This is a genomic window from Bacillus sp. 275 (genome assembly GCF_001999205.1).
Lineage (GTDB): Bacteria > Bacillota > Bacilli > Bacillales > Bacillaceae > Bacillus > Bacillus velezensis.
In genome coordinates this window covers 3,523,132-3,543,900 of sequence record NZ_CP019626.1, presented here as the reverse complement: position 1 = coordinate 3,543,900, position 20,769 = coordinate 3,523,132, and the positions used below count along the sequence as shown (strand labels likewise).

Below are 20,769 nucleotides of genomic sequence, written 5' to 3'. Positions count from 1 at the left end.
GTGCTGTCTTTACTATGAAGTGTTGTCCCGCCGCCTCTTTTTTATACTTCCGTCCATTGAATCAGCTGTTTCTTCTTCTGATCGAACAAAAGGTGAGCCTCCCGTCTCGTACCTGTCGTGGTTTCCGCCTGAATTGTAACCTGAACCGTTTCCCGGCGATCACTCCCCGTGATGTGAAAAGAAACGGTGCCATACGGAAAACGCTGTGTACCAGTTTGGACCTTTTGTCCCTGTGTCATATGGCGGCTTGACAGCAGCGCGCCGTTTTGGAGCAGGTTCTCTCCGATCCAGTACTCCCCTGCCTCTTTTGCAAATGTTTTTCGGGTGATGAAATCAGATGAAGTATAGCTGATGACAAGTAAAACTGCGGCAGAAACAAACAGAACCGCGGGATATATAAAACCGTCAGATTTGTACATTTAATCACCTTTAAAAGAGCTGTAAACCGGAATGACCGCCTGATTCTTTTTACCTGCAACGCTTGAGATCTCTAATAAGAGCAGGCCGTTTTTCACATCAGCCGTTAATGATGCCGCGTTTTGCAGGATCGGCACGTGGCCTTTTCCGTTTACTCTTTTCCTTATCATCTTATGATAAATTTCAAAACGCACTTCTTCGCCTCCGGTTTTCCGGCATGCTAACGCCCGTCCGCCGTCCGCCGGCTTCACAGCCTCAGCCTGTTTACATTCGTTCATGATCTGCTGAACGGCAATTTGATGCTCCCGGCTGTCTAATCCGCCGTTATCGGTCCGGTTTGATAAAAACAGATGTAAAATCGGGCCCAAGGTGCCTGATAGGAAAAGACAGACTGCCAAGGAGAACAAAACATTAAGAAGCGTAAAGCCAGTCTGTTTTGAGAATGCTGAGGCACATTTCTTTTTCGCTGCGGTCAGCCGTACACACTTTGTAATACTCACCATCCTCCTTCCACTTCACACCGGGAGACGGCGGCTTTTTTCCGGTCATCATATAAGTGCTGATATGTTTCTGAAGAAGCCGGTACGCTTCCTGGCGATCTTCTATTTTCAGACCATCTGTCAGCATGCCCGTCCAGACCGGAATGATAGACGTCATAAGGAACAGCCAAATGGCCATTGCTGATAGTGTTTCAATAGTAGAGAACCCCTTATTTCCGTTTAGCATGGACATTTCCGCTCCCTAAGTAAACTGTGATCTCATAGGTGAACCCGGCGCTCTTCAATTGGATCTTTCCTCCCGAATTCGGATGGCCTTTTTCGTTAAATTCAAGGCTCTCCGGTAAAGTCACAAGTGTAATGTGAAGCGAATCAAAGGAACGCTCGACAATCCTTCCGCCTGACTGCAGTTTGTATTTATGCTCTTTTGGAAGAAAAGTGATTTTTGTTCTTTTATGTTCTGCGATAGCCGTTTCCTGAGCAAGCTGAATATCTTTTTGGAGCTGTTCTGTTTTTTGCCGCACGGCAAGGTGGGTGCAGGCCGGCGGAACCGTCGTGAACAAAACCGTCAGCAGGACGGACGCCAGACTTAACACAATCAGGCTTTCAAGAAGGGTAAACCCATTTTCTGTCCGCCTGTTATTGTTCAACTGTAACTTCTCCGCCACTAATTAAGATCTGTTTACCATTCGGGCAGACTGTATTCTTTTTGATATACCCCTCTGATTGTAAATCGTTCATATCCGGCATTTTACCTTCATGGTCGATTTCGTACGCCGTCACTTGGGCTTTCACCATATTCTGCAGTCCTTCACAGCCTTTATGCTGAATGCTTTGATTATGTTTTGTAACGTTAGGAATGGTGATTAAAAGCAGAATGGAAACGATAAATAAAACAATCAGCATTTCAATTAAAGTAAATCCATCTTGATTTTTCAGACGAAGCACTCCCTTACATTTGGTTCATCATCTGGTACATCGGCATCAGCATTGACATGTAGACAATTAAAATCATACCGGCCACAACACCGTAAATGACAGGCTGGAGAATGCCGGTATACTTCGCCGCGTTTTGTTCAAGACGCTCCATCATAAACTGGCTGTACGTATAAAGTTCGCGGTGAAGCAGGCCGTTTGCCTGTCCGTGGCTGACTGCAGCCGCAAGGTCTTTTTCATAACACGGATGCCCAGAAAGAGCGGATTCTATGGTTTCTCCGGCTTTCAGACGTGTAATGAGCATCTCTGCTTCTTCTCGATAAAAAGGCAGAAAAGATTGTTCTTTAAAAGCTGTTAAGCTGTCATAGATAGAAAGGCCGGATTTCAGAAGACTGCTGAGCTGTAAAGAGAAAAAGTAGCTGTTAAAAAGAACGGCCGCTTTTCCTAAGAGGGGTATTTTCACAACAATCAGCATTTTATCTTGCGGGGACTTTTTCTTACATAAGAACCAAACGTACAAAAACAAGCAGAAAGCGGCGGAAAGCGCCAGTGCGCAGGCTTCATGAAAATGCCGAAAAAACGCAAAGATGAAAGCAGTCGTACCGGACGTATTCATATTCATTGATTGATAAATCCCAGAAAACTGCGGAATAATTAAACTTTGCAGGATATAAAACATGACACAGACGGAAAAAATTAAAAACATCGGATACCGGAGCATTTTTTTGATTTGATTCGTCTGCATGAGCTTTCTCTGTAATAATTCGCCGCTTTGTTTCATCGCCCCCGGCAATTCCCCGTGTTTCTCCGCGAAATAGCAGATAGAGACGGCTTCTTTATGAAAAGACAGTGCCTCAAGCACTTGGTAAAACGCATCACCTTCTCTCAGCCGGCGGATTCCTTCCTTCAGCTCTGCAAGCTGACGTTTATGCAGCTGGAGTTGCAGCAGTCTGAGCCCTTCAATCAGGCTGTATCCTTTTTCCGTCATTTCACCGAGCCTTTTCAAAAAAGCCGCTTGATCCTTCAACGGCCATGTTCGTTTAATCCGCTTCATGATACACCCACCGATCGTAATTGTCGGTCGTGACATAGCCGAGCGCGATTCCTTTTCTGATCAGCCTGCGGAGCGTCTGATATTGAAAATTGGCGTGCTCTCCCTTTGCTTCCTGAAAGCATTGGGTGAGGTTTTTCCCGTAGAGCAGTTCATAAATGCCCGCACGGCGTGTCTGCCTGTACATCCGGCAGTACACGGAACAGTTTTCCTCTTTGCAGAACGGACATGTTAAATCAACCAGACGCTGAGCGGCAATAGCAATGACGGTTTGTTCAATTTCTGTCATGTTCACGCCGAACTCCAGCAGCCTGTATATGGCGCCCTTAGCATCTCTTGTATGCAGGCTTGAAAGAACGAGGTGTCCCGTCATGGCCGCGCGGACTGCGATTTCAGCCGTCTCGGCATCTCTGATTTCCCCTAAAATGATCATATCGGGATCATGTCTTAAAATCGCTTTTAAACCGGCGGAATATGTGACTCCGGCTTTTTCATTCACCTGAACTTGCAGCACATCCTCATCTCTTGTTTCTACGGGGTCTTCAAGCGTGACAATCCGCCGGTTGAAATGCCTTTTTGCATAGTTGACAAGCGAGTAAAGAGTGGTCGTTTTTCCAGATCCGGTGGGGCCGGTAAACAGAAGCAGGCCGTGCGAATGCTTCAGAAAGGACAATAGTGCGGCGCCCGCCCCCCGAAATAAGGACAGTTTATCCAGAGGGGGAATCTGCCGCTTAGGCAAAAGCCTGATGACAAGACTTTCATCATTCATTGTCGGCAAGGTTGACATTCTCAAATGAACGGTTTCCGTCGGAAGCGGCAGAGACAATGACCCGTTTTGCGGCTTACGTCTTTCTCCTATATCCATGGCCGATAAAAACTTAAAATGAGAAATAAGCCTTACGCATTCCTCTTTTTTTAAGACTCTTTTTTTCACAAGAGCATGGCCGATGCGAAAATGAATGAAAGCATCCTTTTCTCTCGGCACAATGTGTATATCTGAAGCCCTTGCCGTATAGGCCTCGTTTATGATGTTCCTGCTATATGTTTCAATATTTTTCACAAGACTTCCCTCCTTCCGCACGTATTGTAAATCAGATACACAAAAGCCGGCAAAGGAGAGATTATGCGTTTTACAGTGTGTAAAACGTAAAAAAATAAAAAATAAGCCACCTGACATTGATTTACCGAATGAAATCCGGAACCATTCGGCCATTTTCAGCCATCAAAAAAAGCAGGCGTATGCCTGCTCTTCTTAGCGTTTCTTTTCTTTCCGCAAATATTTTTTTTGATGCTCCCTCAAAATGTCCCCTGTCCAGCCTTTCTGCCGCAGATAAATATAAATCAGCAGGGTTGATACAATAATGAGCACGATGGAACAAATATACGCATATTTCCAATGAAGCTCCGGCATGTTATCAAAGTTCATCCCCCAGAGAGCTCCAAGCGCCGTCATCGGTGTAAAGAGAGTTGTAAAGATCGTCAAGGCTTTCACAATTTCATTTCCTCTTTGGGAGGTAATGACTTCCTCGGCGTGCAGCAGATTGCTCAGTTCCTGATCAAACTCATTGATATATGTAATTCCTCTTTCCATCTTTTGGTGAGCTCTGAGGTAATCTTTCTGCCTGTCATTTTTCGGGAGAAAAGCTTCTTTTAAAGCCATTTCCACTTTTTGAGCCCCCAGTGTAAGGCCTTTCCAAATGAACAGCTCATGGCGCAGTTTATGCACATTTTCCAAGATTCCTTTGCTGTTGTCATCATGAATCTGCCATTTCAGCGTCCGCTGCTTGACTTCAAATTCATCCAGTCCGATCAGATAGGAATTCATCAGCTCTCCCAGCAGAACAAAAAAGCCTTCAATCGGATTTTCACAGGTTTGAATCTGCTGTGTGGCATGCTTTTCTTTTACACCGCGCAGCAGCGAAAAATCAAAATTAATTGTAAAAAAGAAGTCTCTCGTAATATAAAAGTGAAATACGGTATGGTTTTTTTCATCATCTAATCCTTGATGATAGATTAAAGAACCGAAAACCGCTTCATTATTCTGATCATTTGTATCTGAGCGCAGAAAGTTTATATGATTTTCATGTTCAAACCACTTTTCGCATTGCGGCCAGTGATTGTGATGGATCATTTTTTTCGCTTCTGTTTTTTCATGCGGACCGAGCTGGTACCACAGCCAGTCCGCTCCCGAATGTACCTTCATCTCTTGTCATCCTCCAGTATCGCTTTCTTGTTTTATTACCGTAAATGAAGCAGGCTAAACCAGGTTCGATGTTTGAGCAGCTTTCTACAGTGGTATTATTCCGAAAAAAGGGAGGTGCAAGCCTTCCTTCGCGGAAGGCGTTACATTGTATATCATCAAACTATCTGCCATCGTACTATTTATTTTATTAACGGCGTGTTTTGTCGCCATAGAGTTTTCAATCGTTAAAGCAAGGCGCTCCCGCATTAATCAGCTCATTGAGGAAGATGTAAAAGGAGCAAAAGCAGCCAAGCATGTCATTACACACCTCGATGAATATTTATCGGCATGCCAATTGGGCATCACCGTCACCGCTTTGGGAATCGGCTGGCTGGGTGAACCGACAGTCAAAGCGATGCTTCAGCCGTTATTTTTAAAGACCGGAGTTCACGAAGCGGTTGCCCAAGTCCTGTCATTGATCATCGCTTTTCTGCTGGTTACATATGTGAATGTCGTTATCGGCGAACTCGCCCCGAAAAGTTTTGCTATCCAAAAAGCCGAGCGGATTACACTTTTGTCTGCCAGACCGATGATTTTGTTTTATAAGTTAATGTTTCCGTTCATCTGGCTGCTCAATCATTCCGCCCGCCTGATTACAGCCATGTTCGGCTTGAAGCCTGCTTCCGAACATGAAATGGCTTATACGGAAGAGGAATTGCGGGTGCTCCTTGCCGAAAGCTATCGAAGCGGCATGATTAAAAAAAGCGAGCTGCATTACGTAAATAACATTTTTACATTTGATAAGCGCACTGCCAAAGAAATTATGGTGCCCCGGAATGAAATGGTGAGTCTGCCGTTAGACAGCGGATCGGGACATATGCTCCGGGACATTATCAAAACAAATAAATATACCCGGTATCCCGTAGTAAAAGGAGATAAAGATCATGTAGTCGGCATCATCAATATAAAAGAAGTTTTATTCAGATTCCTGTCAGAAGGAGCGGCGTTTACAAAACACGAACTCAGCCCTTACATCCAGCCGGCGATCCATGTGATTGAGACGATTCCGATTTATCAATTATTCGTTAAAATGCAGCGGGAACACGCCCATATGGCCATTCTCATTGATGAGTACGGCGGAACCGCGGGATTAGTAACGGCGGAAGACATCATTGAAGAGATCGTCGGCGAAATCCGCGACGAATTTGATACGGATGAAACACCTTCCGTTCAAAAGCTTGGGAAGAACCGCTATCTCCTGAACGCCAAATTGCTGATCAGCGACGTCAATGATGTACTCGGAACAGAGATTACGGCTGATCAAGTCGATACACTCGGGGGCTGGTTTCTTACTCAGCATATTGACGCGAAGCCCGGGAGCACCATTGATTTTGAAGGCTACACATTTACGGTAAAAGAAATCGACAGCCATCATATCATTACGATTGAAGCTGAAAAAGCTGAATAGCTGAGGGAGACATCCCTCCCGGCCATTCAGCTTTTTATCATCTTAATGATTCTTTTACGATAAATCCGTTTTTTGCCAGCGCTTTCGCCAGACTCTGCTCCGTTTTCACCTGAGAAAAATCGATGCCGAGCTTCACGACGGTCTGCGCGATTTCCGGCCTGATGCCTGAGATTGTCGTTTCTATGCCAAGAAGTTTTGTGCTGTCAATCACTTTAAAAATCTGATAAGCGACCATCGTATCCACAATCGGCACACCTGATATATCTAAAAATAAATAAGAAAGACGGAGTGAAGAACATTGGTCAAGCACCGATTCCAAAATCATTTTTGCCCGGTAGGTGTCAATTTCGCCGACGAGCGGCAAAATTCCAATACCGTCGGCAATCGGCATAATCGGCGCGCTTAGTTCGTTAATCATTTCTTTTTGGGCGTTTAATTGTGTAACCGTCACTTTATAATATTCCTCTGTAAATACTTCAATCATATGGTCAATTGCTTTGTTCAGCTTCTCTCCCCAATGGAATACCGCATTCGCCCCAGGCTTCTCAGACATTGTTTCACAGCACGTCTGTATGCGGTTCCAGACCAATCTCCGGAATTCTTTAAAGCTCGTGACGCTTTCATAGACCGGTACTTCATGGACGGCCCGGTCCCTTGCGAACTGAAGCGCCCATTTCGTCAGCTCCTCTTCCCCGCCGTCTTTTTCCGATAAAATGCCGGCAACGATTTCAATTAACAGACGGTGCTGCATTTCCGCTTTCTGATCATCTGTAGGCCGCCCCGATTTTGGTATGAGCAGCCACTGGCGTGTGATTTCACCTGATTCTTCAATTAAGGTTCGAGATAATGCTTCACTCAAATGTTTCACGGGTCTCCTCCATTCAAATTCCTTTGTATGTATAAATCGGCGCCGGACGCACATACTGTAATTACATCCGATGGGCTATAGCCAAGCGGTAAGGCAATGGACTTTGACTCCGTGATCGTTGGTTCGAATCCAGCTAGCCCAGTCCCGCAACCGCAAAAAACGAAGATTAGCTGATAAATTTTGATCAGCGGATCTTCGTTTTTCTCTTATGATACAGATTGATGTACCGTTTTTTTCTTCGTCAGCTTCATCAGTTCTCCCGGATTGTATCCGATAACGAGCTTATTGCGATCGATCAGAATCGGACGCCGCAGCAGTTTCGGCTTCTCAGTCAAAAGCTTCAGCACTTCATTTACAGTCATTTCTTCAATGTTCAGGTTGAGATTTTTAAATGTTTGACTTCTCGTCGCCAATATTTCATCAATTCCTTCAGTCGTTAATGATAAGATCTGCTTCAATTCATCAATTGTCGGTGTCTCCCTGAATAGATGGCGCTCTTGAAAGTCAACATTGTGGGCTTTTAACCAATGTTTCGTTTTTCGGCATGATGTGCAGCTCGGGTATGAATAAAAAATAAGTTCTTTCATTTTTAAAAATTCCTCCCTCGGATAATCCGTCTCTTTGTTAACATAAGTACCCTGAACTTTTTTTCATTAAACATATTTCAAAAAGATTTTTCGGATCTTTTTCAGAGAGCGGCATAAGATATAAAACACAGGGAAAGACATAAATTCCACAATAAATATAATCATGAAAATGTTTACATTTTGAGTGCCGATCTATTATAATAAACTTCAGATAGACTCTCGGGAGGGGATAAGGAATGAATCGCATGTTCCGGGTGTTAGGATTTTGGACGGGGATATTTGCAGTCATGTTTTTTTTAGGGGGCATGAAAGACGCTTCACTTTTGTTTTTTGGACAGACGATCTTTTTCGTATTTCTTTCTTATTTGAATCTGACTGAGCGGATGTATATTTATATTTTCGGAGCTTACTTAACCGTATTTTTCGCCGGATTTACATATTACTCTATTTTTATTATGACACCGGGCGGCGGAACCCACTGACAGAAAAAGACAGACCGATTATGGTCTGTCTTTTTTCATTTACAGTGAAAAACCATTGATAAACGGGTTTCGCTCCTGCTCTGTCTGAATATCCGTTTCCGGCCCGTGCCCGCTTAACACAAGTGTATGTCCGGGAAGCGTGAGCAGTTTTTGATGAATGGAATCAAGCAATACGTCCTGACTTCCGCCGTGTAAATCAGTTCGGCCGATGCCTCCCTGAAAGAGCACATCACCTGAAATCACCAGATCCGCGTCCTTCACATAATAAGAAACGCTTCCCGGTGAATGTCCCGGCGTAAACAATGTCTCCAAATGGAAAGGCCCGATGTCCAATATGCCGTCGCCTTCAATCAGCCGTTCGGCGGGCCGTGCCGTTACGGCGATGCCCCGCAATATGCCTGATCCGTTTAAGGAAGAGTCCTCCAGCCACTTTTCTTCATTTTTGTGAAGATATACGGGAACATCCCATCTGTCTCTTACTTCGTCAAGCGCGCCGATATGGTCAAAATGGGCGTGCGTCAGTAAGATGGCCAGCGGCTTCAGATTGTTTTCTTTTATGTAATTGTTGATTTTGTCCGCTTCTCCGCCCGGATCAAAAATAAGACAGGACTGATCCTCACTGACAAGAAAATACGCGTTTGCCTGAATCGGACCGGCCGGCATTCGTCTCCATTTCACTTTCATCACCTCTTTATGTATATGCCCTTATTATGAAGGTTTTCTGCGGAAGATTCAATGAATGCGGCCGGGAAAACGCTATCGACAAACAAAATGAAAACGGTTAAAATGAAATGGAAAGATTTTCAGGTTCCAATGACAAAGGAGGAGCATGATGTTACTTGTTGTAATCTTCGGCCTTGTCGCATTATTAGCTGTATTAGGAGTCCTGCGGGCTGTCAGACAGAGAAATATCCTGGGATTTTTGTTAGCCGCCGCCACGCTGGGCGTGTTTGGCTGGTTTACCGTAATGACCGTTGTAACCAGCGGCTATCCGACTGCACATTAAAAGCCTGTATCCAATGGATACAGGCTTATTTTTTATTGCTGCAAATGTTTGCTGACACTTTTGATTTTGCTCTCCAGTGTCGTTTCTTTATCACGTCTGTCATCAATGCGGATATTTGTCGCCACTCTGTGCAGCCCTTTTTGGAACGGGGCTTCGTGAATGTCCTGAATGACTGCGAATAAGTCGCTCAGCTCACCTTCAATCAAAGTGTTCATCGGCGTGAGCTGAAATTTGATTTTGCCGGCAGCTTTGTAACCCTCCAAAATGTTTTGCACATCCGCTACGTACTCACTGACGCTCGGTGTTTTTGTTCCGATCGGAATGATTGTCACATCTGCAATTGCCATTTGGTTCAAACTCCTTTTTCATTTGTTATGATTGGTTCTGTCATGCCTGTTTTCAGTGAAATCAGACGGTCATACGTAAAGCCGTATAAAGCGTATTCCCCGTTCGGAGAGATCTGAATCGGCTCCATTTCCGTGTTTTTGAGCACCGTCCGCTCCCGTTCGTCTCCTAAGTCAAAGCTGATCAGATTGTAAGAGCGGCCTTCAGGCTTGAATATGTAAAACCGCTTGTGTGTCTGATCGTAATCATACTCCATCGGCGCAAAGCTCTCATACTTTTCTTGGAGAGGAAAGCGGTGCGTCACGGATGCCGGCTTTTGGAAAAGGAACTCGCCGTCTCCGTCCGATTGATCCGTTTGTCTGACGGCAATCGTCATGCCTGGGCGGGAATCGGCCCAGATGACGTGATGAAGCACTCTTTTTTCTTTTTTCGTCTGCAAGTCATAAGAATATAAAGGACCCTCTTCCTCCGTTTTTCCTTGCTTGATATATTGGAATTCATCAGTGGAGGTCCAATGGACAAAAGGGGCCTGAACGGGACTCTTTTTTAAAATGCCGTTGTTCATATCGGCCGTATAGGCTGTGAAGTCCCATGTTTCAGTAAAAACGGTAATCATCATTTGATACGGGTCATACGGATTCCAAGCCGTCTCCAGCTCATAAGAGTTAAAGGCTTTGTGATAAAGTCTTTTCCCCTGCTTGTTCATAAGCACAAGCTCAGTCTGACCGCTGCTTGTCACCTGTACGAGAATCAGCTGTTTTTTCCGGCTGATCTTTACATTGACAATATTGCCCTTTGTTTCATATAGCCGTTCGGATTTTCCGCTGAAAAGATCATATTTCATCAGCTGATGATGTGCTGTATACAGAATCGTTCTGTTATCCAGCCATCCTTCCGTTTTCTCCGCTTCCTTTTTACTGAGCGGAACGATTTTCTGTTCTGCCGATTTTGCCGAAACGCCTGTGTCTTGCTGCTGATGAGATGGTTCACAGGCCGCTAAACACAGAACGAATGCGGACAGCAGAACACAAACCAAGTATCTCACCAGCCTTCCCTCCATTCTTTTCTATTGTCCCATATTTGTTTATGTAAACAAATGAGAAATTTCACAGATGTCTCAAAAAACAAGCGACCTCCACAAAATACCTTCCGTCGCTTGATAAATATCAGCAAACTGATGAAAAGGCAAAGGGTTTTTTCCCTTTCCGAGCTCAATGGTATAGCCCTCTTTTCCATACTGCTGTATAAACCAATCCCTAAAACCGGCATGGCTGTCAATGGTTTTAACGCCTTGATAGCGGTTTCCGCTTATCGCTTCAAACTCCCGAATCATCCGGGATGATTGCTCCGGTTCACATCCTTCGTATCCCCAATAAATCTCTTCTCCCTGCGTATGAAGCGCGATCAGCCTGTCAGGCGGCTGCTCCGTTATCAGCCGGTGCATCGCCTGCGCCTCCGGTTCAGTGAGCGGCGCCGTCCCCGGAAAATCACGATATGAAGGGGCCTTCGGTTTGCGCCTCTGTTCAATATCCCAATTGGATGGGAAATGTTTATTTAAATCCACACCGTTTATATTCGCCTTCCATTCGCGGAAATCCGGGCGGTGCTCATTTAATTGATTAAGAAATTCATTTTTTTCTGATAAATCTTCACATCCGTAAAGTACGAGATCAACACCGTCGGGATTTACGAGCGGAACGAATGACAATGATGTCAGGCTGAATATATCAAGCGCAGAGTGCCCGAAAACGGTTTTATTTTCGCATAATGCCGCGCAATATTCTTTACACCATTTAAGCGCGACCGAGGTGGTGATCCATTCATTGGCATGAAATGAGGCGTTTACATGGACTTTTCTTTCAGCCGTATCCGCACCTATTTTCAGCTCATAAAGCGGCTTTCCCAATACGGAACTGCCGATTTTACGGCACGTGACAAACGGAAAGACATCCGTTATTTTCTCAATTTCTTCATAAACCGATTGGGACCCGTACACCTTTTCTTCCTTCACCCATTGATCAGCGGAAAGAATCCTTTCACAGTGCCGGATGTATCGCGAAAGCCCGCTCAGCGTCTCAAGCGGCGGACCCTCTGACTGCCCGCTCACGGCAAAGCCGGGACACAATAAATCATCATTTTCCGCCGTTTTATCAGCGGCTTTCAACAGTTTTTCATCAATTGAAAGCACCTTTGCAATATCTTTCATATGCTGTTTCAATTCAGGTTTGACACGAATTCCCGCCATGTTCATCCCCCTTTTTTAAAAACTATATGACAGGGGAGATAAAAAAAGAAAGCCGCCCGCGATATGGGCAGGCAGACTTTCTTCAGCAGTTTTGATGTTTGAGCCATTCATTTTTGGCAATCCACGCCCCGCCGATGACTCCGGCGTCATTTCCAAGTGCCGCAATCGAAATATCCGCCGCTTCCGCAGAACGCGGGAATGCGGTGATTTTGAAAGTCTCTTCCACTTTTGACCGCAGGATTTCACCCGCTTTAGACACGCCTCCGCCGAGCACGATTTTCGTCGGATTCATGGCGCTTGCCAGATTTCCGAGCACGAGGCCTAAATGTTTTGCGACATAATCGACGACTTCAAGCGCTGTCTTATCCTGCTGTTTAGCCGCTTCGAACACGTCACGTGCCGTCAGATCATCCACTTGTAAGAGCGAAGAGTCGGAAACCGCCGCAAGCTTTTCTTTCGCGATGCGGACGATGCCGGTTGCGGACGCAATCGTTTCGATGCAGCCGGATTTTCCGCAGTTGCACGGAGCTCCTCCTTCCGGAATACTGCAAATATGACCGATTTCTCCGCCGGCCCCGTTTTTACCGTGAACGATTTCTCCGTTGACGATGATGCCTCCGCCGACTCCGGTTCCGAGCGTCACTAAAATGACATCTTTGGCCCCGTCACCTGCACCCTTCCACATTTCTCCGAGCGCCGCGATATTGGCATCGTTTTCAATGACGGCCGAAATACCCGTTTCCGCCTCGAGATGGTCTTTCAGCGGATAGTTTTTCCACCCCATATTTGTCGTCTCATAGACCACTCCCGTCGCCATTTCCACGGGTCCGGGCGCTCCCATTCCGATCCATTTTACGATCCGTTTCGGCTTGTTCAGTTCTTCCAGCTTCTGATCAAGCGCTTTGGCGATCGTGACCGTAATTGTGTTTCCTGATTTATCGGTCGGAACTTCCCATTTATGCTGAATTTCACCGTACATGTTGATGAAGGCCAGCTTGATGGTTGTCCCGCCAAGATCAATCCCCGCAAACCATGTATCTTCCATAATAATCTCCTTTTCTTATTAAAATCCTGCTTTGTTATCTGCCTTTGATCCGCTCCGATTCTCTCTGAAGAACTCCGGCGGCTTTTTGCCATACTTCTCTTTCAATCACGTTTGACAAGTACATTTCCTTTAATTCATCTTTCATAAAGTCAATTTCGGCTTGTCTGTCACCGAAATAAACGATATGTCCGAATGACTTAAACAGCTGCTGCACGTCATAAAATGAATTCATCTGCTTCACCATTTCTATTCTTCTTAGTATAAGCGTATTTCATCACTGATCCGGGCGTCAAGCAAAAAACGATTGGAGAAAATATCCTTGTATTATTTTCATAAATTGTATATTCACAATTGTAAAAAAACACTCATTTAAGCGTTTTTCTGTTACAATACTTTCGTGCCCAAAAGCACAAAAGGATTAAAGTTTGATGGGGTGTTGTTTTGAAACAAGAAAAAAGGCTGACGTTCATCTCAGCCATCAGTTTATTTGTCTTGATGTTAGCAGTCATTATGTCCTGCCTGTTTTTCTTTCATACAGAGCCGCATATGCCGCTGTTCTTTTGCGTCATTATTCTGTCTCTGGCAGGTTTGTGGCTCGGTTTCTCGTGGGAGAGTCTTGAAAAAGGAATTGTCAGCGGATTGAAAAACGGTGTGCAGCCGATTATCGTACTGGCTTTGATCGGTATGCTGATCGGCGCCTGGATGTACAGCGGCGCCATTCCCACCGTCACCGTTTACGCTTTGTCAATTATACAGCCGAGTCAGCTGCTTTTGACCGCATTATTTTCCTGCATGATTATCAGCACGCTTGTCGGCTCAAGTCTGACAACTGTCAGTACAATCGGCGTCGCGCTGTTAGGGGTAGCAAGCGCGGCGGGAGTTCCGCTCGAATGGACGGCGGGAGCAGTCATTTGCGGGGCTTGTTTCGGTGATAAAATGTCACCGATGTCCGACACGACGAATTTTGCCGCCGGAATCGGCGAAATTCCGATTTTTAAGCATATTCGCCATATGATGGGCACTACCGTTCCGGCACTGCTGATCACGATTGTTCTTTTTTATATTCTCGGTTCATCGGTTTCAATAAATGCCGCTTCAACGCAAAATATTGAGGCGGTCATTTCCGGAATGAAAGAGGCCGTGCACATTACGCCTTGGTCGCTTCTTTCACCTCTGTTGGTGATCATTTTAGCTGTGAGACGGATTTCCGTGATTCCGGTGCTTACCGCCGGTATTATTTCCGCAGGGCTTCTGACTGCTGTTTTTATTCCTGACAGCAGCATTCAAGGATTTATATCCGCCCTGCAAAGCGGGACGGCGTTTAAAACCGGCGACCAGGCTGTGGCCAGCATTATCAACAGAGGCGGGCTCCAATCGATGATGGGATCAGTCTCTCTGATCATGATCGCCTTTGCGCTCGGCGGCCTGATGGAAAAAACGGGCCTGATCGCGGCGCTGCTTCAAGGATTGATAAAAGGCGTGCATACGAAAGGACGTCTTGTCATGGCGACCGTCTTCTCAAGTATAGGCGTAAACCTTGCGACAGGTGAGCAGTATTTGTCGATCTTAATTCCGGGTCAATCTTATAAACCTTTATATGACAAGCTCAGCATTAAGCGGATTCACCTTGCGCGGTCGCTTGAGGACGGCGGAACATTGATCAACCCGCTGATTCCCTGGGGAGTAAGCGGCGCTTTTATGGCAAGCGCATTAGGGGTTTCCGTCATCGACTACCTGCCGTTTACCTTTTTCCTGTACATTTCTCCTATGATCTCAATTCTGCTCGGTTTCCTGAAAAAAAGCTGACAATACGAGAAAACCTGCCGTTTTTTACCGGCAGGTTTTCTTATGCAAAAAATCCCGCTGAAAAACGGGATTTGTTTAAAATGCCTGCTGAATGAATTTGTTTCTGATAAACGGTATTTTTAAAAAGAAATGAATGAATGACCGTCTGATCCCCGGCTGGCTGAGCACGCTGTTCATCAGACGGTAGCGGTTTTGGTAAACGGCTAAAACAGATACGGCGCATAATGAGTAGATCAACAATTTTTTCATCTTATCCCTCCTGCCCCTATCGTTTGTCAAACAGCGAGAATTATTCCGGTGTAAGAAGTTTTTTATGCGATTAAGCGATGGTTTCAGATTCAGTCACGATCATATCGACCGGAATATCGTGGGGCATGCGGGGAATGCGGTCTGTCAGCTGGCAGTCAAAGAGAAGCGACACGGTACGGCCTTTATAACCGGAGAGGTACCGATCATAATATCCTCCGCCGTATCCGATTCTGAAGCCTTCCCGGTCAAAAGCCACACCGGGCACAATCACAAGGTCAATGTCTTTTTGGGCGGCTTTTTCCGTCAGGCTCTCGATCGGTTCACTGAGGCCCGCATATACGGTTTCCAGCTGATCATACGCAGAAAATGTACGGAACTCCATCGCTCCCGTCTGCGGAAAGCATTTTGGGATACAGACTTGTTTTTTCTCTTTCCAGGCCTGTTCAATAATCGGCCGTGTCGGAATTTCCAGGCGTGTCGAGATGGTAACGGCGATCACGCGGGCCTGTTTCCATTCTTTTAAAGAAAACAGCGTTTCACGCATGCTGCGGCATTTTTTCTCCCATTCACTTTCTGTCATATCAGAAAGCTTTGCTTTGATATCGGTTCTAATTTGTGCTTTCACGTTTCTCAAACCTCCCTGAAAGACAAAAAAGCCAGAACTTTATTGAAAGCTCCAGCTTTTTCCGCTGTTTTAAACAGCTTATTTTGTTTCACGGTGTAACGTAGATTTTTTATCACGTGGGCAATATTTTTTAAATTCAACGCGGTCCGGATTGTTGCGTTTGTTCTTTTTAGAAATATAGTTACGCTCACCACATTCAGTGCAAGCCAAAGTAATATTAACGCGCATTATTTTCCCTCCAAACTAAATATCATTTACTTATTCAGACTTATATATAATACCACTATAATGGACGGAATGCTAGAGTGATTTACATGAAATGTTGTTTAAGTGCAGAAAACATCAGTTTATGCTTCTGATCCTCTGAATGAGCTTGCGCCTGGTGAAGGGAAAATATGACGAAACAGGACAAAAAAGGACTTTCTGATGCGAAATCTATAGAGAAATAACCGTTTGCTCCCCGAATAAAAAAGATTTCCCGACAAAATTCCGTTTTTTTCTCTATTTCCTTTAGAATGGCGGCGTTTTATGGTATAAAAAAGAAGGGCAAATTAATAATAGAAGGTGATGAAACGTGGAAATTGCTATTATTGCGTTGTTTATCGTCAGTATAGCGCTTATTGCATTCTCATATTCTCAAAGAGATCCGATGAAAGACGTGGAACAGGAGCTTGAAACGCTTCAGCTTTCCGCCATGCAGGAAATTTACAAGCTGAAAAAGAAAATGACGGTGCTTGAAGAAGAATTGCTGGAAACCAACCTCGTGATCCGCAAAGCCAAAAGCAGCGGCATTAACCAAAAAATCGCCAAACAAATCATTTCAAAATATAACAACGGAATGTCTGCGGAAGCCATCGCAAAAGCGGAGCACGTGTCTGTCGAGGACGTCAATACCATTATTAAAGATAATGAGAAGGTGCTCGTATGACAAAACGGGGCATTCAGGCTTTTGCAGCAGGCATGATTTTAGCGACGGCCGTTCTCGCCGCTGTCTTCTATTTGACTGACCATGACCAGGCAGCCGCCGTTAAAACCGAAAAAACAGCATTGACAGAAAAAGAAGTAAACAGCTACCTCGACGATCAGCAAAAAGTCTCCGTCAACCGGGATGACTATCAAAAACTGCTTGATTCTAAAGAAAAATCGTTAAACAACGACCAAAACACAGACGCCAAAAAGAAAAAAGTAACATACAAACTGACGATTAAAGACGGAATGAGCACTGCTGATGTGTCATCCATTCTTGAAAAAGAAGGGATTATTCCTTCAGCGAAGGACTTTAATGATTACGTCATTGACGCAGGCTACCATAAAGAAATCCGCGCCGGCCATTTCAAAGTCGACTCAGATATGAGCTTTAAAAAAATCGTCAAAACATTAACCCGCTAAAAAAGCTTGCAGGCATCGTCCATTCAGATGGATACGGCCGGCAGGCTTTTTTAATAAGGAGTATAAAACGGACCCGGTCAATGGCCGGGCCCGTTTTTTTATCCGAATTTTCCGGTGATATAATCATGTGTTTTTTGATGATCCGGCTGAGAAAATATTTTGCCCGTATCCCCCCATTCTACCAGTTCGCCCATATAGAAAAACGCGGTTTGATCAGAGACCCTCGCAGCCTGCTGCATGTTGTGCGTCACAATGACGATTGTATACTTTTCTTTCAATGTCAAAATCAGCTCTTCTATTTTCCGCGTGGACACGGGATCAAGAGCGGACGTCGGTTCATCCATCAGAAGGACGTCCGGTTTTGTGGCGAGCGCCCTTGCGATGCACAGCCGCTGCTGCTGACCGCCTGACAGTGAAAGCGCCTGCTGGTGAAGGCGATCTTTCACTTCATCCCAGAGCGCAGCTGCCTTTAAAGATTCCTCGGCGATTTCAAGCAGTTTCTTTTTATTTTTTTCGCCGTGAATTCTCGGACCGTACACGACATTCTCAAATATCGACTGCGGAAACGGATTGCCTTTTTGAAACACCATACCGATCTGTTTTCTTAATTCTGCCGCATCCGTCTTTTCTTTCAGCAGATTGCGTCCGTTATAGATCATGTCGCCTGTCACTTTGACATTCGGGGCCATTTGCAGCATTAAGTTTAATGTTTTAATAAAAGTGGATTTCCCGCAGCCGGACGGACCGATGATCGCAGTTACCTTCCGCTCCTCAAAACCGATCGTAATGTCCTTTAAAGCCTGATGGGCTCCGTACCATACGTTCATGCCGTGAATATCAAATAAATTCTGTGTGTGCACCGCTTCCTTCACAAGGCTCACAGTCCTTCCCCCTATCCGAACTTTCCGTTAATGTAGTCATCTGTCTTTTGCACTTTAGGACTCGTGAAAATTTGTTCTGTCTGCCCGTATTCCACCACTTCCCCGTTTAAAAAGAAAGCCGTTCGGTCAGACACCCTAAGTGCCTGCTGCATGTTATGCGTAACGATAATAATCGAATAATCTTTTTTCAGTTCTGTCAAAAGCGTCTCGATTCTGGCGTTTGAAATAGGGTCCAGAGCTGAGGCCGGTTCATCTAAAAGTAGCACGGCAGGTTTCATCGCAAGCGTACGGGCGATACAAAGACGCTGCTGCTGGCCGCCTGATAACGAAAGAGCCGATGAATGAAGCCGGTCTTTGACTTCATCCCAAAGCGCCGCCTTCGTTAAGCTTTCCTCGACCGCATCATCCAAAACGGCTTTCCTGCGTTCCCCCGCATACTTCAGCGCATGTGTGATGTTATTGTAAATGGATTTCGGGAACGGATTCGGTTTTTGAAACACCATACCGATCTCCCGTCTGAGAGACACGACATTAATCGCTTCCCCCAAAATATTCAGCCCTTCATAAAGGATCTCTCCCTCGCTTCTTGCAAAAGGAATGGCATCGTTCATTCTGTTAATCTGTCTCAAAAATGTTGATTTCCCGCAGCCGGAGGGACCGATCAGAGCCGTCACCGCATGTTTTTCAATATCCATGTTTACATCTTTAACCGCTTGTTTGTCACCGTAATAAATTGATAAATGCTTCACTTCCAAAATTGAAGACTCCGGCGAACGCTTTGTCTGTTCCGCTTGTTCCCTGATGATGTGATCAATCATGTTTTCGCCTCTTTCCGATTAATTTGCCGTAAGCTTTTTATAAATGACAGATCCGAGCCATCTTGCACAAAGGTTAAACAAGAGCACCGAAATCACCAGCACCGCCGAGCCGCCGTTTGCAATCGCTTCGGCGTCAGGGATGATTCCCTGCGTATTGACACTCCATATATGAACCGCCAGCGTCTCAGCCGGCCTGAAAATGTTGAAAGGAGATGATTCAGAAAACGGGTTCAAATCCGTAAAGTTCAGCCGCGGCGTTGTCAGTCCCGCTGTAAATAACAATGCGGCCGCTTCTCCGAATACTCTTCCTGATGCGAGAATGGCTCCGGTTAAAATCGAAGGAATCGCACTCGGAATCAGCACCGTTTTGACGGTATGCCATCTCGATACGCCTAAAGCGAGAGAAGCTTCTTTCAGCTCCTTAGGAACTGCAGTGAGCGCGCCTTCCGTCACCCGGACCAAAACGGGAAGGTTAAAGACCGTTAATGCGAGCGCGCCCCCGATAATCGTGTAACCCCATCCGGTCAGGTTTACAAACATCAGCATGCCGAACATCCCGATGACAATGGACGGAAGCGAAGACAGCACCTCAATACACGTTCTGATAAAATCAGTGATTTTATTTTGGGGCGCATATTCAGCCATAAAGACGCCGCCCCCCACTCCAAGCGGTATCGTGATCAGCATGGTGATAAACAGAATGTAAAAGGAGTTAAAAAGCTGATCCCGTATTCCGCCGCCTGACGCAATGGCGCTCGATTTTGACGTAAGAAAATGCAAGGAGATTTCAGAGACGCCGTGAATAAGAATGTACAAAAACAATCCTGCCAAAATCGCCGCAATTACAGCGGCGCATAACCCGAATACACCGGTGGCCAATTTATCCGTTATTTTCCGGTTCATTACACTTTCCTCCTAGACGACAAGTAGCGTATGAGCAATATAAACAGAAACGACATGATGAGTAGAACAAGCCCCATAGACCATAACGTATTATTTTCAATACTGCCGTATGTGGTATGGCCCATGTTTAACGTAATAATCGTCGTTAATGTTCCCGCCGTATCAAGCAGGCTTTCCGGCAGAAGCTTTGTATTTCCGATAACCATCTGTACGGCGAGTGCTTCTCCGAACGCTCTTGCCATCCCGAGCACGACAGCGGTCAGCAATGTCGGAAACGCCGCCGGGATAAGCACCTTTCTGATTGTCTGCCACCTCGTCGCACCAAGCGCATATGAACCGTCGCGAAGGTGTTTCGGAAGTGACGCAAGCGCATCAGCGGAAATCGATGTAACAGTCGGCAGAATCATTACCGAGAGTACGATCGTCCCCGCCAGAAGGCTGTGACCCGTTCCGCTTGATTTAAAAGAGCCGATAAACGGAACCAATACTGTAAGACCTATGAATCCATAAACGACGGACGGAATGCCGACAAGCAGCTCAATTACCGGCTGCAGCACCTTTTTTCCCCAAGTCGGCGCAATTTCCGTCATAAACACGGCACCCGCAATACCGAGGGGCGCTGCGATCAGAGCGGACAGAACCGTGACCGCAAATGATCCGAAAATAAAAGGCAGCACGCCGAACTCAGGTTTTGCCTGGGTTGGATTCCAATTCAGACTTGTTAAGAACTCAATCGGGCTTACACCATTTACAAAAAAAGATTGCAGCCCCTTTATGCCGAGAAAAATTGTGATCGCCGCTGATGCCGCAATGATAATCGCGGCACACACAGACACAATCACCCTTCCGCGGACTTCATCCATTTGCCTGTTTTGTTTTGAGCTTATTAAGCGTTCGCTTACAGACTCTTTTTCTCTGTGATTTATCATTTGTTTACACTCCTATAAAGAAGAAGAGGCGGGGAGCCCG

Annotated in this window: 29 protein-coding genes and 1 tRNA gene; 7 read left to right on the top strand and 23 right to left on the bottom strand. The window is 45.5% G+C overall.

The window, feature by feature from the left end:
• Positions 1-41: 41 nt before the first annotated feature.
• From comGG to BZ167_RS17490, 8 genes are all read right to left on the bottom strand, one after another.
• Positions 42-419, bottom strand: a complete 378-nt coding sequence (gene comGG, locus BZ167_RS17525; RefSeq protein WP_015417814.1) for a competence type IV pilus minor pilin ComGG — start codon at positions 417-419, stop codon at positions 42-44.
• Positions 420-920: a competence type IV pilus minor pilin ComGF gene (comGF, locus tag BZ167_RS17520; RefSeq protein WP_258548905.1), complete on the bottom strand. Its 501-nt coding sequence runs from the start codon at positions 918-920 to the stop codon at positions 420-422.
• Positions 829-1,143, bottom strand: a complete 315-nt coding sequence (gene comGE / locus BZ167_RS17515; protein ID WP_031378943.1) for a competence type IV pilus minor pilin ComGE — start codon at positions 1,141-1,143, stop codon at positions 829-831. Before comGE ends, comGF begins: the two co-directional genes overlap by 92 nt.
• Entirely contained in the window at positions 1,127-1,564 is a 438-nt protein-coding gene (comGD, locus tag BZ167_RS17510; RefSeq protein ID WP_015417817.1) for a competence type IV pilus minor pilin ComGD, read from the bottom strand. Before comGD ends, comGE begins: the two co-directional genes overlap by 17 nt.
• Positions 1,554-1,820, bottom strand: a complete 267-nt coding sequence (gene comGC / locus BZ167_RS17505) for a competence type IV pilus major pilin ComGC (protein WP_050515801.1) — start codon at positions 1,818-1,820, stop codon at positions 1,554-1,556. The genes comGD and comGC overlap by 11 nt, the downstream gene beginning before the upstream one ends.
• Positions 1,821-1,866: 46 nt before the next feature.
• Complete coding sequence (comGB, locus tag BZ167_RS17500; RefSeq protein ID WP_015417819.1) at positions 1,867-2,904, bottom strand: competence type IV pilus assembly protein ComGB; 1,038 nt, start codon at positions 2,902-2,904, stop codon at positions 1,867-1,869.
• The gene (comGA, locus tag BZ167_RS17495) at positions 2,891-3,961 is read right to left on the bottom strand and encodes a competence type IV pilus ATPase ComGA (RefSeq protein ID WP_003153083.1); all 1,071 of its coding nucleotides are present in this window, start codon (positions 3,959-3,961) and stop codon (positions 2,891-2,893) included. The genes comGB and comGA overlap by 14 nt, the downstream gene beginning before the upstream one ends.
• Before the next feature lie 192 nt (positions 3,962-4,153).
• Positions 4,154-5,104 (bottom strand): magnesium transporter CorA family protein, encoded by a 951-nt coding sequence (locus BZ167_RS17490; RefSeq protein WP_015417820.1) that lies wholly within the window; start codon positions 5,102-5,104, stop codon positions 4,154-4,156.
• A gap of 145 nt (positions 5,105-5,249) precedes the next feature.
• Between BZ167_RS17490 and BZ167_RS17485 the strand changes: the two genes are divergently transcribed.
• On the top strand, positions 5,250-6,551 hold the full coding sequence (locus BZ167_RS17485; RefSeq protein ID WP_012117986.1) for a hemolysin family protein: 1,302 nt from the start codon (positions 5,250-5,252) through the stop codon (positions 6,549-6,551).
• A gap of 37 nt (positions 6,552-6,588) precedes the next feature.
• Here BZ167_RS17485 and BZ167_RS17480 read toward each other — a convergent pair whose 3' ends face one another.
• Positions 6,589-7,419, bottom strand: coding sequence for an STAS domain-containing protein (locus tag BZ167_RS17480; RefSeq protein ID WP_015417821.1), 831 nt, complete (start codon positions 7,417-7,419; stop codon positions 6,589-6,591).
• 71 nt (positions 7,420-7,490) lie between these two features.
• Between BZ167_RS17480 and BZ167_RS17475 the strand changes: the two genes are divergently transcribed.
• A tRNA-Gln gene (locus BZ167_RS17475) sits at positions 7,491-7,561 on the top strand.
• 64 nt (positions 7,562-7,625) lie between these two features.
• On the opposite strand, the gene BZ167_RS17470 is transcribed toward BZ167_RS17475, so the two are convergent.
• Positions 7,626-8,006: a Spx/MgsR family RNA polymerase-binding regulatory protein gene (locus tag BZ167_RS17470; protein ID WP_003153079.1), complete on the bottom strand. Its 381-nt coding sequence runs from the start codon at positions 8,004-8,006 to the stop codon at positions 7,626-7,628.
• Positions 8,007-8,242: 236 nt separating this feature from the next.
• On the opposite strand from BZ167_RS17470, the gene BZ167_RS17465 reads away from it, so the two are divergent.
• Positions 8,243-8,488 (top strand): DUF2626 domain-containing protein, encoded by a 246-nt coding sequence (locus tag BZ167_RS17465; protein ID WP_003153078.1) that lies wholly within the window; start codon positions 8,243-8,245, stop codon positions 8,486-8,488.
• Between the two features lie 39 nt (positions 8,489-8,527).
• Here BZ167_RS17465 and BZ167_RS17460 read toward each other — a convergent pair whose 3' ends face one another.
• Positions 8,528-9,166: an MBL fold metallo-hydrolase gene (locus BZ167_RS17460; protein ID WP_003153077.1), complete on the bottom strand. Its 639-nt coding sequence runs from the start codon at positions 9,164-9,166 to the stop codon at positions 8,528-8,530.
• 154 nt (positions 9,167-9,320) lie between these two features.
• Between BZ167_RS17460 and BZ167_RS17455 the strand changes: the two genes are divergently transcribed.
• Positions 9,321-9,494 carry a DUF2759 domain-containing protein gene (locus BZ167_RS17455; protein WP_003153076.1) on the top strand — a complete coding sequence of 58 codons (174 nt, stop codon included), beginning with the start codon at positions 9,321-9,323 and terminating at the stop codon, positions 9,492-9,494.
• Between the two features lie 32 nt (positions 9,495-9,526).
• On the opposite strand, the gene BZ167_RS17450 is transcribed toward BZ167_RS17455, so the two are convergent.
• The 5 genes from BZ167_RS17450 to BZ167_RS17430 all read right to left on the bottom strand — a co-directional run bounded on the left by BZ167_RS17450 (position 9,527) and on the right by BZ167_RS17430 (position 13,373).
• Positions 9,527-9,841 (bottom strand): MTH1187 family thiamine-binding protein, encoded by a 315-nt coding sequence (locus tag BZ167_RS17450; RefSeq protein ID WP_003153073.1) that lies wholly within the window; start codon positions 9,839-9,841, stop codon positions 9,527-9,529.
• Between the two features lie 5 nt (positions 9,842-9,846).
• Positions 9,847-10,884 carry a YqgU-like beta propeller domain-containing protein gene (locus BZ167_RS17445; protein ID WP_015417823.1) on the bottom strand — a complete coding sequence of 346 codons (1,038 nt, stop codon included), beginning with the start codon at positions 10,882-10,884 and terminating at the stop codon, positions 9,847-9,849.
• Between the two features lie 72 nt (positions 10,885-10,956).
• Positions 10,957-12,084 carry a M14 family metallopeptidase gene (locus tag BZ167_RS17440; RefSeq protein WP_015417824.1) on the bottom strand — a complete coding sequence of 376 codons (1,128 nt, stop codon included), beginning with the start codon at positions 12,082-12,084 and terminating at the stop codon, positions 10,957-10,959.
• Between the two features lie 82 nt (positions 12,085-12,166).
• Positions 12,167-13,129: a glucose kinase GlcK gene (gene glcK / locus BZ167_RS17435; RefSeq protein WP_077392160.1), complete on the bottom strand. Its 963-nt coding sequence runs from the start codon at positions 13,127-13,129 to the stop codon at positions 12,167-12,169.
• A gap of 34 nt (positions 13,130-13,163) precedes the next feature.
• A complete protein-coding gene (locus tag BZ167_RS17430) occupies positions 13,164-13,373 on the bottom strand; it encodes a YqgQ family protein (protein ID WP_015417826.1) in 210 nt (69 codons plus the stop codon).
• A 251-nt stretch (positions 13,374-13,624) separates the two neighbouring features.
• On the opposite strand from BZ167_RS17430, the gene nhaC reads away from it, so the two are divergent.
• Positions 13,625-14,935: a Na+/H+ antiporter NhaC gene (gene nhaC, locus BZ167_RS17425; RefSeq protein ID WP_060674858.1), complete on the top strand. Its 1,311-nt coding sequence runs from the start codon at positions 13,625-13,627 to the stop codon at positions 14,933-14,935.
• Positions 14,936-15,010: 75 nt separating this feature from the next.
• Here nhaC and BZ167_RS20195 read toward each other — a convergent pair whose 3' ends face one another.
• The 3 genes from BZ167_RS20195 to rpmG all read right to left on the bottom strand — a co-directional run bounded on the left by BZ167_RS20195 (position 15,011) and on the right by rpmG (position 16,037).
• Complete coding sequence (locus tag BZ167_RS20195; protein WP_007408311.1) at positions 15,011-15,184, bottom strand: hypothetical protein; 174 nt, start codon at positions 15,182-15,184, stop codon at positions 15,011-15,013.
• 70 nt (positions 15,185-15,254) lie between these two features.
• Complete coding sequence (locus BZ167_RS17420; RefSeq protein WP_017418150.1) at positions 15,255-15,809, bottom strand: 5-formyltetrahydrofolate cyclo-ligase; 555 nt, start codon at positions 15,807-15,809, stop codon at positions 15,255-15,257.
• Positions 15,810-15,887: 78 nt separating this feature from the next.
• The gene (gene rpmG / locus BZ167_RS17415) at positions 15,888-16,037 is read right to left on the bottom strand and encodes a 50S ribosomal protein L33 (RefSeq protein WP_003153056.1); all 150 of its coding nucleotides are present in this window, start codon (positions 16,035-16,037) and stop codon (positions 15,888-15,890) included.
• Positions 16,038-16,383: 346 nt separating this feature from the next.
• Here rpmG and BZ167_RS17410 point away from each other — a divergent pair, with 346 nt between their 5' ends.
• Positions 16,384-16,737 carry a hypothetical protein gene (locus tag BZ167_RS17410; protein ID WP_003153047.1) on the top strand — a complete coding sequence of 118 codons (354 nt, stop codon included), beginning with the start codon at positions 16,384-16,386 and terminating at the stop codon, positions 16,735-16,737.
• Positions 16,734-17,198 (top strand): endolytic transglycosylase MltG, encoded by a 465-nt coding sequence (locus BZ167_RS17405; RefSeq protein WP_007408308.1) that lies wholly within the window; start codon positions 16,734-16,736, stop codon positions 17,196-17,198. Before BZ167_RS17410 ends, BZ167_RS17405 begins: the two co-directional genes overlap by 4 nt.
• A gap of 98 nt (positions 17,199-17,296) precedes the next feature.
• On the opposite strand, the gene pstB (BZ167_RS17400) is transcribed toward BZ167_RS17405, so the two are convergent.
• Genes pstB (BZ167_RS17400) through pstC form a run of 4 tightly spaced genes read right to left on the bottom strand, consistent with a single transcriptional unit; the run spans position 17,297 to position 20,729 of the window.
• Positions 17,297-18,079 carry a phosphate ABC transporter ATP-binding protein PstB gene (gene pstB / locus BZ167_RS17400; protein WP_003153040.1) on the bottom strand — a complete coding sequence of 261 codons (783 nt, stop codon included), beginning with the start codon at positions 18,077-18,079 and terminating at the stop codon, positions 17,297-17,299.
• Positions 18,080-18,090: 11 nt separating this feature from the next.
• The gene (gene pstB, locus BZ167_RS17395; RefSeq protein WP_060674618.1) at positions 18,091-18,897 is read right to left on the bottom strand and encodes a phosphate ABC transporter ATP-binding protein PstB; all 807 of its coding nucleotides are present in this window, start codon (positions 18,895-18,897) and stop codon (positions 18,091-18,093) included.
• Positions 18,898-18,915: 18 nt separating this feature from the next.
• The gene (gene pstA / locus BZ167_RS17390) at positions 18,916-19,800 is read right to left on the bottom strand and encodes a phosphate ABC transporter permease PstA (RefSeq protein ID WP_060674621.1); all 885 of its coding nucleotides are present in this window, start codon (positions 19,798-19,800) and stop codon (positions 18,916-18,918) included.
• A complete protein-coding gene (pstC, locus tag BZ167_RS17385) occupies positions 19,800-20,729 on the bottom strand; it encodes a phosphate ABC transporter permease subunit PstC (protein WP_060674623.1) in 930 nt (309 codons plus the stop codon). Before pstC ends, pstA begins: the two co-directional genes overlap by 1 nt.
• Positions 20,730-20,769: the final 40 nt, after the last annotated feature.